This is a genomic window from Streptomyces sp. Je 1-79 (assembly GCF_025195125.1).
Taxonomy (GTDB): domain Bacteria; phylum Actinomycetota; class Actinomycetes; order Streptomycetales; family Streptomycetaceae; genus Streptomyces.
In genome coordinates, this window is record NZ_JAMGSL010000011.1 from 177,571 (window position 1) to 190,025 (window position 12,455).

11 protein-coding genes are annotated in these 12,455 nt (G+C 74.4%); 6 read left to right on the plus strand and 5 right to left on the minus strand.

Annotated features, from left to right (window positions below; translation table 11 throughout):
- From M5362_RS23575 to M5362_RS23585, 3 genes are read right to left on the minus strand one after another with little or no spacing between them, the layout of a single operon-like run.
- Entirely contained in the window at positions 1-1,368 is a 1,368-nt protein-coding gene (locus tag M5362_RS23575; protein WP_260229703.1) for an AAA family ATPase, read from the minus strand.
- Positions 1,365-2,981 (minus strand): hypothetical protein, encoded by a 1,617-nt coding sequence (locus M5362_RS23580; protein WP_260229704.1) that lies wholly within the window; start codon positions 2,979-2,981, stop codon positions 1,365-1,367. The genes M5362_RS23575 and M5362_RS23580 overlap by 4 nt, the downstream gene beginning before the upstream one ends.
- Positions 2,972-4,144, minus strand: a complete 1,173-nt coding sequence (locus tag M5362_RS23585) for a hypothetical protein (RefSeq protein ID WP_260229705.1) — start codon at positions 4,142-4,144, stop codon at positions 2,972-2,974. Before M5362_RS23585 ends, M5362_RS23580 begins: the two co-directional genes overlap by 10 nt.
- Before the next feature lie 173 nt (positions 4,145-4,317).
- Between M5362_RS23585 and M5362_RS23590 the strand changes: the two genes are divergently transcribed.
- A complete protein-coding gene (locus tag M5362_RS23590; RefSeq protein ID WP_260229706.1) occupies positions 4,318-4,914 on the plus strand; it encodes a histidine phosphatase family protein in 597 nt (198 codons plus the stop codon).
- A 149-nt stretch (positions 4,915-5,063) separates the two neighbouring features.
- Here M5362_RS23590 and M5362_RS23595 read toward each other — a convergent pair whose 3' ends face one another.
- Positions 5,064-6,350, minus strand: coding sequence for a tetratricopeptide repeat protein (locus M5362_RS23595; protein ID WP_260229707.1), 1,287 nt, complete (start codon positions 6,348-6,350; stop codon positions 5,064-5,066).
- Positions 6,351-6,572: 222 nt separating this feature from the next.
- Here M5362_RS23595 and M5362_RS23600 point away from each other — a divergent pair, with 222 nt between their 5' ends.
- Both M5362_RS23600 and M5362_RS23605 read left to right on the plus strand, forming a co-directional pair.
- The gene (locus tag M5362_RS23600) at positions 6,573-7,010 is read left to right on the plus strand and encodes a hypothetical protein (RefSeq protein ID WP_374214513.1); all 438 of its coding nucleotides are present in this window, start codon (positions 6,573-6,575) and stop codon (positions 7,008-7,010) included.
- Between the two features lie 102 nt (positions 7,011-7,112).
- Positions 7,113-7,988: a spermidine synthase gene (locus tag M5362_RS23605; RefSeq protein WP_260229708.1), complete on the plus strand. Its 876-nt coding sequence runs from the start codon at positions 7,113-7,115 to the stop codon at positions 7,986-7,988.
- A 21-nt stretch (positions 7,989-8,009) separates the two neighbouring features.
- Here M5362_RS23605 and M5362_RS23610 read toward each other — a convergent pair whose 3' ends face one another.
- Entirely contained in the window at positions 8,010-8,573 is a 564-nt protein-coding gene (locus M5362_RS23610) for a hypothetical protein (protein WP_260229709.1), read from the minus strand.
- A 78-nt stretch (positions 8,574-8,651) separates the two neighbouring features.
- Here M5362_RS23610 and M5362_RS23615 point away from each other — a divergent pair, with 78 nt between their 5' ends.
- The 3 genes from M5362_RS23615 to M5362_RS23625 all read left to right on the plus strand — a co-directional run bounded on the left by M5362_RS23615 (position 8,652) and on the right by M5362_RS23625 (position 12,417).
- Complete coding sequence (locus M5362_RS23615; protein ID WP_260229710.1) at positions 8,652-9,353, plus strand: response regulator transcription factor; 702 nt, start codon at positions 8,652-8,654, stop codon at positions 9,351-9,353.
- Positions 9,350-10,747, plus strand: coding sequence for a HAMP domain-containing sensor histidine kinase (locus tag M5362_RS23620; protein ID WP_260229711.1), 1,398 nt, complete (start codon positions 9,350-9,352; stop codon positions 10,745-10,747). Before M5362_RS23615 ends, M5362_RS23620 begins: the two co-directional genes overlap by 4 nt.
- Before the next feature lie 173 nt (positions 10,748-10,920).
- The gene (locus M5362_RS23625; protein WP_260229712.1) at positions 10,921-12,417 is read left to right on the plus strand and encodes a cellulose binding domain-containing protein; all 1,497 of its coding nucleotides are present in this window, start codon (positions 10,921-10,923) and stop codon (positions 12,415-12,417) included.
- The last annotated feature ends 38 nt before the right edge of the window (positions 12,418-12,455 follow it).

The following is a 12,455-nucleotide window of genomic DNA, read 5'->3' on the forward strand; positions in this document are numbered from 1 at the left end:
TCAGGGCCGCCAGGCCACGCGGTGCTCCGCCAGGTGGGAGAGGACCGCGTGGTTGGCCTCCCAGCCGTCCGGGAACTTGACCGTGACCCCCAGCTGCACCGGCTCCGTCGAGGGGTGGTCGTCCAGGAGATCGGCGACCCCCGCGCGGCAGACCACGATGCAGGCGTGGCGGTGGCGGGAGGCCAGCACGCACAGGCGGCCCGTCTCCAGGTGGAAGGCCGTGGCGTCCGGGCGGCCCGACAGGGGGTGGAGGACGACCGTCACGTCGTACTCCCGGCCCTGCAGGCGGTTCGCCGTGTCCACGGTCACGCCCGAGACGCCCAGCTCCGCCAGCGCCGCCCGGACCGCCGCCGCCTGGTCGCGGTGCGCGGTGCCGACCGCGATCCGGTCGGGCGTCAGCGGGACCCGGTCGGGCGGCGGGGCCTGGGCGGAGCCGAGAGCCGGGGGGAGCTCCGAGACGGTCACGCCGCCCCGGTCCAGGAGCCGGCGCACCACCAGCGCCACCGCCCCCACCGCCTCGGGATCCGTGCGCGGGGTGTGCCGGGCGGGGAGCTCCAGCAGGCCCCAGCCCGACTCCGCCGCCTCGTCCAGGACCCGGTCGGGACCCGATCCGTCCGACGCCACCCCGAACGCGAGCCGCCGCTCGCCGGGGCCCGTACCGCTGCGGAACCGGGTGTACGGGTAGAACGCGTCGGAGACCAGCGGAGCCGCCGACGCCGGCAGCCGCCAGGACACCGGCAGCCGGTGCTGCGGCAGCTCCGGGTTGTGCGCGAGCAGCGTCGAGACGGCGCTCGCCGACGGGTCGTACGACAGCCCCGCCCACTGCTCCGCGCCGACCACCGAGAACGGGTCCAACTGCCCCGGGTCGCCCACGAACAGCGCCCGCTCGAAGAGCCCCGCCACCGCGAGCAGCGCGTCCGAGCGCATCTGGTACGCCTCGTCCACGATGGCGTGCGCCCACGGCTCGACGTTCTTCACGTGCGCCCACTTCGCCGCCGTCGAGATGACCACGTCCAGGCCCGCGAGATCCCCCGCCTTCGACGACTTCCGTACGTTCTCCAGGTCGTCGAGCGCCTTGTCGTACGGATCGCTGTCGTTGGAGTGCAGCCGCCCCACCGGCAGGTCCGGCTGCTTCTTCGCGAGCCGCAGCACCAGGTCGTCCACCTGCGCGTTCGTCTGCGCGACCACCATCAACGGCCGTCCGGCCTCCGCCAGTTCGAGGGCCGCGCGGACCACGAGCGTCGACTTGCCCGCGCCCGGCGGGGAGTCCACGACGACGCCCCGGGCGTCCCCGTGCAGGGTGTCGGCCAGGATGCCCGCCGTGGCCCGCGCGGCCTCCGCGGACGGGTCGAATCCATCGGGGCTCACAGCAGGTCCTCCGGCGTCGCGGCGTCGGGCAGTTCGGCGACGTCGGAGCGCGGCGGCCCGCCGTGCGTCCAGGGCGTCTCCTCCGGGTCGGGAAGCTTCGCGCCCACCCGCTGGTCGTGCTCGAAGAGCGTCCAGGCGATCCGCTCGCCCTTCTCCGGGACCGATCCCTCCGCGGGCTCCTTGGACCGGCCCATCCGGTCGGTGACCCGCAGCACGAGCGAGCCGTCCTCCTCGTACCGTACGAACTCCACGGTCTGCGGCTTTCCTTCGAGCGACCGGTACGCCCTGACGCCCGCGCCCAGGTGCGGGCGGTCGTCCGTGCGGACCGTGAGCAGCGGGCGCGGCGACGGGCGCTTCGACTCCGACCAGGCCATGGTCACGTCCACCACCTCCGCGACGAACGCCTCGCCCGAGAGCCGCCGCCCCGCCATCACCAGCGGATCGTCCAGGGCCTCCTGCGCCTCCAACTGGCCCTGCGCCGACTCGCGCGCGGCCAGCTTCTGCGCCGCCGAGACCGCGTCGTCGCGGCGGGGCTGCGGCGGCTCACCGGCGGTGACCCGGTCGCGGTGGCCGGTGAACGACCAGCGGTCGCGGGTCCAGCGGTCCGCCACCCGGGCCCCCTCGGGAAGCTCCCGCAGCAGGTCGAGGGCGCGCCACACCGCGTGCCAGGTCGGCGTGAGCTGCGAGAGGATCAGCCGGCGGATCTCCCCCTCGGCGCGGTGCAGTTCGCCCAGCCGCTCGTCGGCCGTCTCGCCGTCCTCGGCCGAGGCCAGCGCCTGCCGGGCCCGGTCGAAACGCTCGATGGCGGGCGCCAGCAGCCGGTTGTCGAAGGCCGGGTCGGTCGCGGGACCGGCCGGTGGGCAGAGCAACTGCCCGTCGCGGTCCCGCCCGAGCTCGGCCCGCTGCGCCGCCTCCGCCCCCGACTCTCCCCCTCGCTCCGCCGGGGGGACCCCCGCGCCGTCGGGGTCGACCCAGGCGAGCAGCGCACCGAGATGCTGGTCCTCCAGGGAGGACTGGCCCGTCGCCCAGTGGCGGTTCAGCAGATCCGTCGCCGTGAGCAGCAGCGAGGAACCCGGCACACGGGCCCGCTCGCCGAAGTGCGTCAGCCACCGGCCGAGCAGCGGCACGCGCGGCGGCGCGGGGAACGGCGTCTCCGGGTCCTGCTCGGCCGTCCGCCGGAACCGCATCGACCGCCCCAGGAGCCGTACGTACTCGACGCCCGCCCGGCTCGGCACGATCAGCTGCGGCGCGTCGGAGCACAGCTCGACCTCGACCTTGACCTTCTTCCCGGTCTCGGGGTCGGTCTCGTTCCGCTCCGCCGCCTCGACGAGGTCGGTGAACGAGTCGATGTACGGCAGGACTTCCTCGGCCAGGTCGGCGAGGAAGGCGAACCGCAGGTCCCGGTCGCGCGGCTGCGCGACCACCAGGAGCCGCGGCTCCTCGCGGTCGGTGCCGACCAGCGCGCCGAGCGGCGCACCCGCCTCACCGGCCGTGGTCAGCGGTACGAGGACGAGCGGCCGCTCCGCGACGTGCCGGTGGCGGACCGTGGCCAGCGGCTGGGCCCGCCCGGACTCGACGGCCTCCAGGCGGGCGAGGGTGGCGATCAGAGACATGAGCCGCCTCCCCGGCTCGCCGCGATCGCCTCGCCGCGCAGCGCGTGCGCCCGGCGCAGCGCCTCGACCGTCGGGTCGTCCGGGTCGCCCTCCTCGCCGCGGGCCGCCGCCAGGACCGCCTCGACCGTGGTCAGCCCGCCCAACTCGCCCCGTACGGAACGGCCCAGCGTCTCCACCACGCCCGCCTGCCGGGCCCGCTCCCGGCAGTGGAAGGCCAGCTCGCAGGCGGACAGGCACTCCGGCGCGTACGCGTGCGGAACGGACTCCACCGCGGCCGTCAGCTCCTCCGCGGAGCAGGCCTCCACGTCGAAGGTGACGCCCTCCGGCAGCGCGGCCGCGATGTCCTCGATCCGGGTGAGCCGGGTCAGCTGCCGGCGGGTCACCGACAGCTGCTTGCGCACGTCGACGACCGAGGCCGTCGGCAGGTTGGAGAAGTCCTTCGGGCAGACGAGGAGCACGCTGTGCGCCACCTCGGCGCCCTCGGTCAGCGCCGCGACCCGCTCCAGGGCCAGCACGTACACCGCCGACTGGCGGGCGGCGGCGCCCACCTTGGAGGCGTCCGCGGAACCGTCGATCATCGGGAAGGACTTGATCTCCACGACCGTCCACCGGCCGTCGGGGTGCACCACCACGGCGTCCGGCTCCAGATACGCGGGGGAGCCCGCCACCTCCAGGGCCAGCATCGGGTGGTCGAGCAGCGCCCAGCGCCCGGCGGCGGTCGCCTCGCGCAGCGCGAGCGAGGTGCGGGCGGCGCGACCCTCGGGGCCGGCCGCCGCCAGGTCGGGAACCTGGACCGACCCGGGCTCCTCGATGCCGAGCAGCCGCAGCAGCTCGCGCCCGCCGTCGGCCTTGACCTTCGCCTCGAAGGCGTTGCCCCGCATGAACGCGAACTGCGACTGCCCGAAGGCGGCGGGCGATCCGAGCTTCGCCGCGAGCGCCGTCTTGTCCACCCCGGCGCCGTCGAGCAGCGCGCGCCGTCTGCAGCCCGGGTTGGCGGCGAGCGCCGCCAGCGCCCGCGCGTCCAGTGGGTGCGGGACCACGGCGGGGCCGCGCAGCTCGGCGAGTTTCTCCCACACTCTCGGCTTCACCGGAGCGGGGGAGACCCCGTGCCGTCGTGTCGTCTGCGGAGGGAGAGGAGCTCCGCTGTCCAGGGATGCGCTCACCCGCGGAAGTCTCCCATCCGCCACTGACATTCGGTTGCGGTTCCCGCTCGGCGGCGCTCCCGGCCGTGCCGCGGACCGGGTGACCGGCGGTCCCGCGTCGCCCGGGCGACGCTGCGAATTCATGTGCGGGATGATGGTGGTGCACCCGATACGTGAACCCCTGGAGGGCCTTCATGGCACCCCCGCGCATGCTGCTCGCCCGGCACGGCCAGACCGAATGGTCGCTGAGCGGCCGGCACACCGGCAGGACGGACATCCCCCTGCTCGACGAGGGCCGGCGCGGCGCCAAGCTGCTCGGCGAGCGGCTGCACCGGTCGCCGTGGAACGGCCTGCCGGACGTGGAGGTCCGCACCAGCCCGCTGGTACGCGCGCGTGAGACCTGCGAGATCGCCGGCTTCGGCGAGCGGGCGCAGGACTGGGACGCGTTGATGGAGTGGGACTACGGGGCGTACGAAGGGCTGACCCCGCCCGAGATCCAGGCGATCCAGCCCGGCTGGCTCCTGTGGCGCGACGGCGTGCCGGAGGGGGAGACCCTGGCGCAGGTCACGGCGCGGGCGGACGAGGTCGTGGAGTGGGCGCGGTCCGCGGACCGCGACGTGCTGGTCTTCGCGCACGGCCACATCCTGCGCTCGCTCGCGGCGCGCTGGCTGGGCGAGCCCGTCTCCTTCGGTGCCCGCATCGGCCTCGACCCGACGAGCCTGTCGGTGCTGGGCTGGATGTACGGCAAGCCCGCCCTCGCACGCTGGAACGACACGGGGCACCTGGAGTAGCACCGCACTGTCGGCGGCGCCACGGAACCTGGGCGGTCCGGCGGCCGGGTTCCGGGGCCGGGCGGACCGGGCGTTCCGGTGGCAGCCGGGGTTGTCGTACCGGCTGACGGAGCCGTGTTCCCGTGGCCGGGGCCCCGGGGCCGGGCGGTTCAGCGGACGTTCGCCAGGACCCGGCCCGTCTCCGTCAGGATGCGGCGGATACGGGAGGACTGGACGTCGCCCAGCGAGTCCACCACGCGCCGCGCCTCCGCCGCCGCCTCGTCCGGGCGGCCCGCGTGGGCCAGGTCGCTCGCCAGCTGGGCCCGGTAGAGGGCGAGGTTGCGGGCGAAGTGGGGGTTCTGGAGGACGGTCGCGCGATGGGCGTGGCGGGCCGCGCGGCCCCAGTCGCCCAGCTCCGACCAGCACCCGGCCTCCAGCGCCTCCAGCTCCGGCTCCCCGAAGAAGGACATCCACTCCGGGTCCCCCTCGCCCTGTCCGCGGGCGAATTCGGTGTGCGCGCGGCCGAGGGCCTGCTCGCAGGCGGCCCGGTCACCGAGTCCGGCCCAGGCACCCGCCTCCCGCAGGGAGAGGAGGGAGAGCAGCCGGGCGGAGGAGAGCGGCTGTGCCGCCCGCAGCCCCGCCTGGGCGGCGCGGACCGCCTCCCGGTACCGTCCCGCGTCCCTGGCCAGGAACGACGTGTTGCAGAAGGCGTGTGCCTCCAGGGCGGGATCGCCCGCCACGCGCGCGGTGGCGAGGGCCTCCGCGTAGTGGGAGCGGGCGTCGTCGAACCGGCCGGAGTCGTGGGCCAGCCAGCCGACGGAGATCGCGAGCTCCCCGGCGCCGGCGTGCAGCCGGTCCTCGGTGGAGCGGCGGGCCGTCGTGCCCGCGTCGAGCAGGGCGTACGCGGCCCGCAGGGGCTGAGCGGCCGCCTTGTACAGGCCGTCGGCGCCGTGCCGGTCGTCGAGGAGCCGGATCTGCCGTACGGCTTCCTCGACGGCGCGGACCTCGGTCTCGCCGATCCTGTGGGCCCCGCGAGGGGCGGGGATCGCGACGGCCGTGCCGCCGAGTCCCAGCGAGGCGGCCGCCAGGGTGGCGGTACCGCTCGTCATGAATGCGCGACGCAGCACGTCGCTCTCCTCATCGTTCCGGGTCGTGATGGCGGGCGGGGGCGCCCCGGCCGAGACGAGGGGCCGTCGGCCGCGTACCGCCTCTCGCGCCGAGAAGCCCAGGTCCGCCAGGGAGAGACCGGGGAACATGTGCAGGAACACCCGCTCGTACGCGTAGTTGGGGCAGCGGATCTCGCCCGCCTCCACGCGCCCGATGTAGCGGGCGTCGCACGCGACCCGCTCGCCGATCTCCCGCGCCGCCCGCCGGACCGCCGCGGCGAACTCCGCCGGCGAGTGCTGCCCGCGGAGCCGGCGGAAGGCGAGATTGGGAACTGCCCCTGACACCGCCATGGCCGAGCCCTCTCCTGTGCTGCCGGTGTTCCGGCGGGGCAAAACGTACCTGCTGTGTCCGGTCGCACACGCTGAGTTTTGCCATAAATCGGATATCTCGCTCGCGATCTGCCATGAACTGCCATCCTTTGCGGCGGCGTGCCGCCGTAGCCGTTGACGTGGACGGGCGTTGAACCATGCGGAGAGACGGAACGTGTCTTCTCAGGAGCGAGGAGGGGTCCCTTGTTGGAGATCGGATCGCAGTCGACCGCGCTGCACGCACCCACCCCGGACGCCAGTGCCCCGCACGCCGAGCCCTGTGACCTGGTGACCGTGCCGGTCCGCCAGGGTCTGGAGGCCGTGGACATCCTCCGCCGCGGCGGGACCCCCGTCGTCGGCCCCGTCCTGCACGACGGCGCCTGCGACACCCTCGGCTTCCTCGTGCCGCCGGGCACGGCGGCGGCCTGGGACATGCCGGGCAGCGCCTGTACGCAGACCTCGGGGCGCGGCCTGCGCATCCCCGAGCTGCCGGCACTCCCCGAGCCGGCCGGTGACGGGCCCCGCCCGGTCGGCTGGCTCCTGCCGCCCGGGGGCGCCGGCGAGGTCACCGACCCGGCGGTGCTGCGCGAGGCCCTCGGCCAGGCCGCGCGCCTGATCGAAGCGGCCGACGGCTGCCGCTAGGCCCTGTAGGCGTGGAGGGCAGCCGCCCGCGGTGTCCTGCCGCCGAGGCCGCTTCCCGGCCCCGGGGGCTCGTCGGGCGGGCACGCCCGGCGAACGCCGATAATGGGGCACGTGGCAAGGAACAGACAGCGCGAAAGGACGGCAGCAGCCGTCGCCGTCGTCGAGACCGTCGACGGCGGACTCGCGGAGCTCATACCCGACCGGGAGCGGCCCCGCGGCTGGACGCTGCTGATCGACGGCGCCCCGCAGTCACACGTCGATCTCGACGACCCGGCCCATCTCTCCTTCGAGTACCAGCGACGCCTCGGCCACATCGCCGACCTCGCCGCCCCGCCGAACCGGCCCCTCCAGGCCGTCCACCTCGGCGGCGGAGCCTTCACCCTCGCCCGCTACATCGCCGCCACCCGGCCCCGCTCCACCCAGCAGATCGTGGAGCTCGACGGGCCGCTGGTCCAGCTCGTCCGCCGTGAGCTGCCCCTCGACGCGACCGCGCGCATCCGGGTCCGTTCCACCGACGCCCGAGCCGGGCTCAACAAGGTGCAGGACGGCTGGGCCGACCTGATCATCGCCGATGTGTTCAGCGGGGCCCGCACCCCCGCGCATCTCACCAGCACCGAGTTCCTCGCCGAGGTGCGCCGCGTCCTGAAGCCCGGCGGCTTCTACGCCGCGAACCTCGCCGACGGGCCGCCGCTGACCCATCTGCGCGGTCAGATCGCGACCGCCGCCACCGTCTTCCCCGAGCTGGCGCTGGCCGCCGACCCGACCGTGCTGCGCGGCCGCCGCTTCGGCAACGCCGTGCTCCTCGCCTCCGACCGCGAGCTGCCCGTCGGCGAGCTGACCCGCCGGGTGGCGACCGACCCGCACCCCGGCCGCGTCGAACACGGCCGGGCGCTCGCCGACTTCGCCGGCGGGGCGACCCCGGTCACCGACGCCAGCGCCAAGCCCTCGCCCGTACCGCCCGCCGCCGTGTTCCGCTGACGCGCCGCACGGCGGACTGTCTCAGCGATCCTCGATCTCCACCCGGGGCGCGGTGTCGTGCCACACGCAGAAGACCGACAGCTCGCGGCCGTCCTTGGTGAAGGTGACCCGGATCCAGGTGGGTTGCTTCCACACCTGCATCTGCCAGCCCGAGGCCGGCGTCGCCGAGACCAGCTCCGCCGAGGTCTCGCCGAGGTCGAAGACGACCAGGCCGCCGTCCACGGCATAGCTCTTCACGTTTCCACCGCCCTGCGGCGACTTCGAGGCGGGCGGCTTCGGGCTGCTGGGCGTGCGCGAGGGGGTCGAGGTGGCCGACGACGTCGGCGTACCGCCCGTGCCGGGCGCGGCCGACGGTGTGACGGAGGCGGAGGGCTTCGGCCGCTGGGTGGACGAGACAGGCGAGTCACCCGCCTCACCGGCCGGTCCGTCGCTGCTGGTCCCGGCAGGGATCGGCAGCGCGCGCGGCGGGTCGTAGACCGTGCCCGCCAGCACCGTGTGCACACCCCACCACGAGAGAGTGACCGCCGCGCCCGTGGCGAGCGACCACGCCATGGCGTGAACAAGTCCTCTACGCATCCGGGCCATACTGCACCACAGGAGCCCCCGGGGTCCCACAGGGTGGACCTTCCCTCGGCCTCACCCGCATGGCGTACGGTGCGGGCCATGGCAAGTGTGCTCGTGGTCGAGGACGACCAGTTCGTGCGCTCCGCCCTCATTCGGCATCTGACCGAGGCCTCCCACACCGTACGGAGCGTCGGCACGGCCCTGGAGGCGTTGCGCGAGGTCGCCCATTTCCGTTTCGACGTGGTCATCCTGGACCTCGGACTGCCCGATCTGGACGGGTCCGAGGCGCTGAAGATGCTGCGCGGCATCACCGACGTGCCGGTGATCATCGCGACCGCGCGGGACGACGAGGCGGAGATCGTCCGGCTCCTCAACGACGGCGCGGACGACTACCTGACCAAGCCCTTCTCCGTGGAGCACCTCTCGGCCCGGATGGCCGCCGTGCTCCGGCGCTCCCGCGCCGCTGCCGGGGAGGCCCCGCCCTCGCGGGTCATCCAGGTCGGCGGTCTGTCCATCGACCCGCTGCGCCGGCAGGCGGAGCTCGACGGGGCCCGGCTCGACCTGACCCGCAGGGAGTTCGACCTGCTGGCCTTCCTCGCCGGGCGGCCGGGCGTCGTCGTCCCGCGCAAGGAGCTGCTCGCCGAGGTCTGGCAGCAGTCCTACGGGGACGATCAGACCATCGACGTCCATTTGTCATGGCTGCGGCGGAAGTTGGGCGAAACGGCCGCCCGCCCCCGCTACCTCCACACCCTGCGCGGGGTGGGCGTGAAGCTGGAACCGCCGCGGGAGAACCAGCCGTGAGATGGGCACTCGTCAAGGTGTCGCTGGCCGTCACCGCCATGGTCGTCGTCGCCTTCGCCGTCCCGCTCGGCCTCGTCGTCAAGGAGATGGCGCGCGACCGGGCCTTCTCCAACGCCGAACGCCGCGCCGCCGGGCTCGCCCCGGTCCTCGCCATCACCACCGACCGCGACGAGCTCGACCGGGCCGTGGCCACCACCGAGGACGGGGCCGCCGGGCGGATGGCCGTCCATGTCCCGGCCGCCGACGAGCCGGGCGCCACGGCTCTGGAGATCGGCACCCGCAGGGCCGAGGAGAAGGACCTGCGGACCACCCGGGAACTGGGACGGGCCACGATCGCCGAGGTCGAGGGCGGCTCCGTGCTGCTCCAGCCCACGGCGCTCTCCTCCGGGCAGGTCGCCGTCGTCGAACTCTTCGTCCCCGAGGGCGAGGTCACCAACGGCGTCGCCACCGCCTGGCTGGTCCTGGCCGGCGTCGGCATCGCCCTGATCGTCGGCTCCGTCGCCGTCGCCGACCGCCTCGGCGTCCGGATGGTCCAGCCCGCGCAGCGCCTCGCGGGCGCCGCGCACGACCTGGGAGAGGGCCGGCTCGGCGCCCGCGTCCCCGAGGAGGGGCCGCCGGAGCTCAAGTCGGCCGCCATCGCCTTCAACTCCATGGCCGACCAGGTCGTCCAGCTCCTCGCCAACGAGCGCGAACTGGCCGCCGACCTCTCCCACCGGCTGCGGACCCCGCTGACCGTGCTCCGGCTCAACGCCGCCTCGCTCGGCTCCGGGCCGGCCGCCGACCAGACCCGCGCCGCCGTCGAGCAGCTGGAGCGCGAGGTCGACACGATCATCCGCACGGCGCGGGAGGCCAAGCCCCAGACGCAGGGCCCCGGCCCGGGCGCCGGCTGCGACGCCTCCGAGGTCGTCCGGGAGCGGATGGACTTCTGGTCCGCGCTCGCCGAGGACGAGGGCCGCAAGGTGCGCGTCGCGGGCATCGAGCGACCCGTACGCATCCCGGTCGCCCGGCCCGAACTCGTCGCCGCGCTCGACGCGCTGCTCGGCAACGTCTTCCGCCACACCCCGGAGGGGACGGCGTTCTCCGTCGACGTCCACAACGGCGACGACGCCGTCATCGTGCTGGTCTCCGACGCGGGCCCCGGCATCGCCGACCCGGCCGCCGCGCTCACCCGGGGCAACAGCGGCCACCGTGCCGGCTCGACCGGCCTGGGCCTGGACATCGTGCGGCAGATGGCCGAGGCCACGGGCGGCGACGTCCGCATCGGCCACTCGGTGCTGGGCGGCACGGAGGTCCGCATCTGGATCGGCCTGGACGGGCGCCGGTCCGGCGACGCGGGCGGCCGCCGCAGCCAGCGCGGCCGCCGCAAGCGGCCGGCCACGGCCAAGGCCCGATAGCTGTCACGGGCCCCGCGAGGGGCGGCGCGGGGCCCAACCTTTCCTCGTCCCGATGGCTTCCTTAAGCGGAGCCTAAGAATCCTCAACCTCGGCCTCCTCGTGGGCATTTGTCTGTTTCCCGGTCGCTAGCGTGCTGCCGCACCCCACACCCCCGGCACAGAGGCAGGCACGCGATGGGCACCAGTTCGCACCGACGCAGGGCGAGCACCAGGACCAAGGCCGTCGGCGCGGTCGTCGCGGCAGCGGTGATCGGCGGCGCGGTGTTCGCGCTCACCGGCACCGCGCAGGCCGCCGCCGTCGGCGCCGCCTACACCCGGACCAGCTCCTGGACCGGCGGCTACACCGGCCAGTACGTCGTCACGAACGAGACCTCCAGCGTCCAGTCGGGGGGCTGGACGCTGGAGTTCGACCTGCCTGCAGGGACGACCATCGGCTCCCTCTGGAACGGCGAGCACACCGTCTCCGGCCGGCATGTCACCGTGAAGCCCGCGAGCTGGAACAAGGAGCTCGCCCCCGGCCAGTCCGTCACCGTCGGCTTCGTGACCTCGGCGGCCGGGGAGGCCGCCGACCCCACGAACTGTCTGATCAACAAGGCCACCTGCTCCGTCGGCGGAGCCACCCCGACCCCCAGCGGCCGTCCCACCGAGCAGCCCACCGCCACCGCGACCCCGACCGCCTCGGCGACCCCCTCCGCCACCGCGACGGCCACCCCGAGCCAGACCGCCACGACGGCTCCGACGCCCACCCCGACGGCGACCGCCACCGGCACTCCGGGCGCCGCCGCCAAGTACGCGCCCTACATCGACACCTCCCTCTACCCGACGTACGACATGCTCGCCACCGCCGACGCCACCGGTGTGAAGGAGTTCAACCTCGCCTTCATCACCTCCGGCGGCTCCTGCGCCCCGCTCTGGGGCGGTGTCACCGACCTCGCCGACGACAAGGTGGCCTCCCAGATCGGCGCCCTGCGGGCCAAGGGCGGCGACGTCCGGGTCTCCTTCGGCGGCGCCGCCGGCCACGAACTGGCCCTGAACTGCGCCAACTCCGCCGACCTGGCCGCCGCCTACGGCAAGGTCGTCGACCGGTACAAGCTCACCAAGGTCGACTTCGACATCGAGGGCGCCGCCCTGCCGGACACCGCAGCCAACACCCGGCGCTCGCAGGCCATCGCACAGCTCCAGAAGTCCCACCCCGGCCTGAACGTCTCCTTCACCCTGCCGGTCATGCCCGAGGGTCTGACCCAGCCGGGCGTGGACCTGCTCGCCGACGCCAAGAAGAACGGTGTCCGCATCGACGCCGTCAACATCATGGCGATGGACTACGGGCCGGCCTACAGCGGCGACATGGGGCAGTACGCGATCCAGGCCGCGACGGCCACCCAGGCCCAGATCAAGGGCGTCCTCGGGCTGAGCGACGCGGCCGCCTGGAAGGCCGTCGCCGTCACCCCGATGATCGGCGTCAACGACGTCACGACCGAGATCTTCAAGGTCGACGACGCCACCCAGCTGGTGGACTTCGCGAAGTCCAAGGGCATCGGCTGGCTGTCGATGTGGTCCTCGACCCGCGACAAGCAGTGCGCGGCCGGCGCGGTGAACCACGCGGACGCCACCTGCTCCTCGATCCTCCAGCAGCCGCTGGCCTTCACCAAGGCGTTCGCCGCCTACAAGTGAGCCACTGAGCCCCCCACACCGCGCGCTCCGGCCGGAGC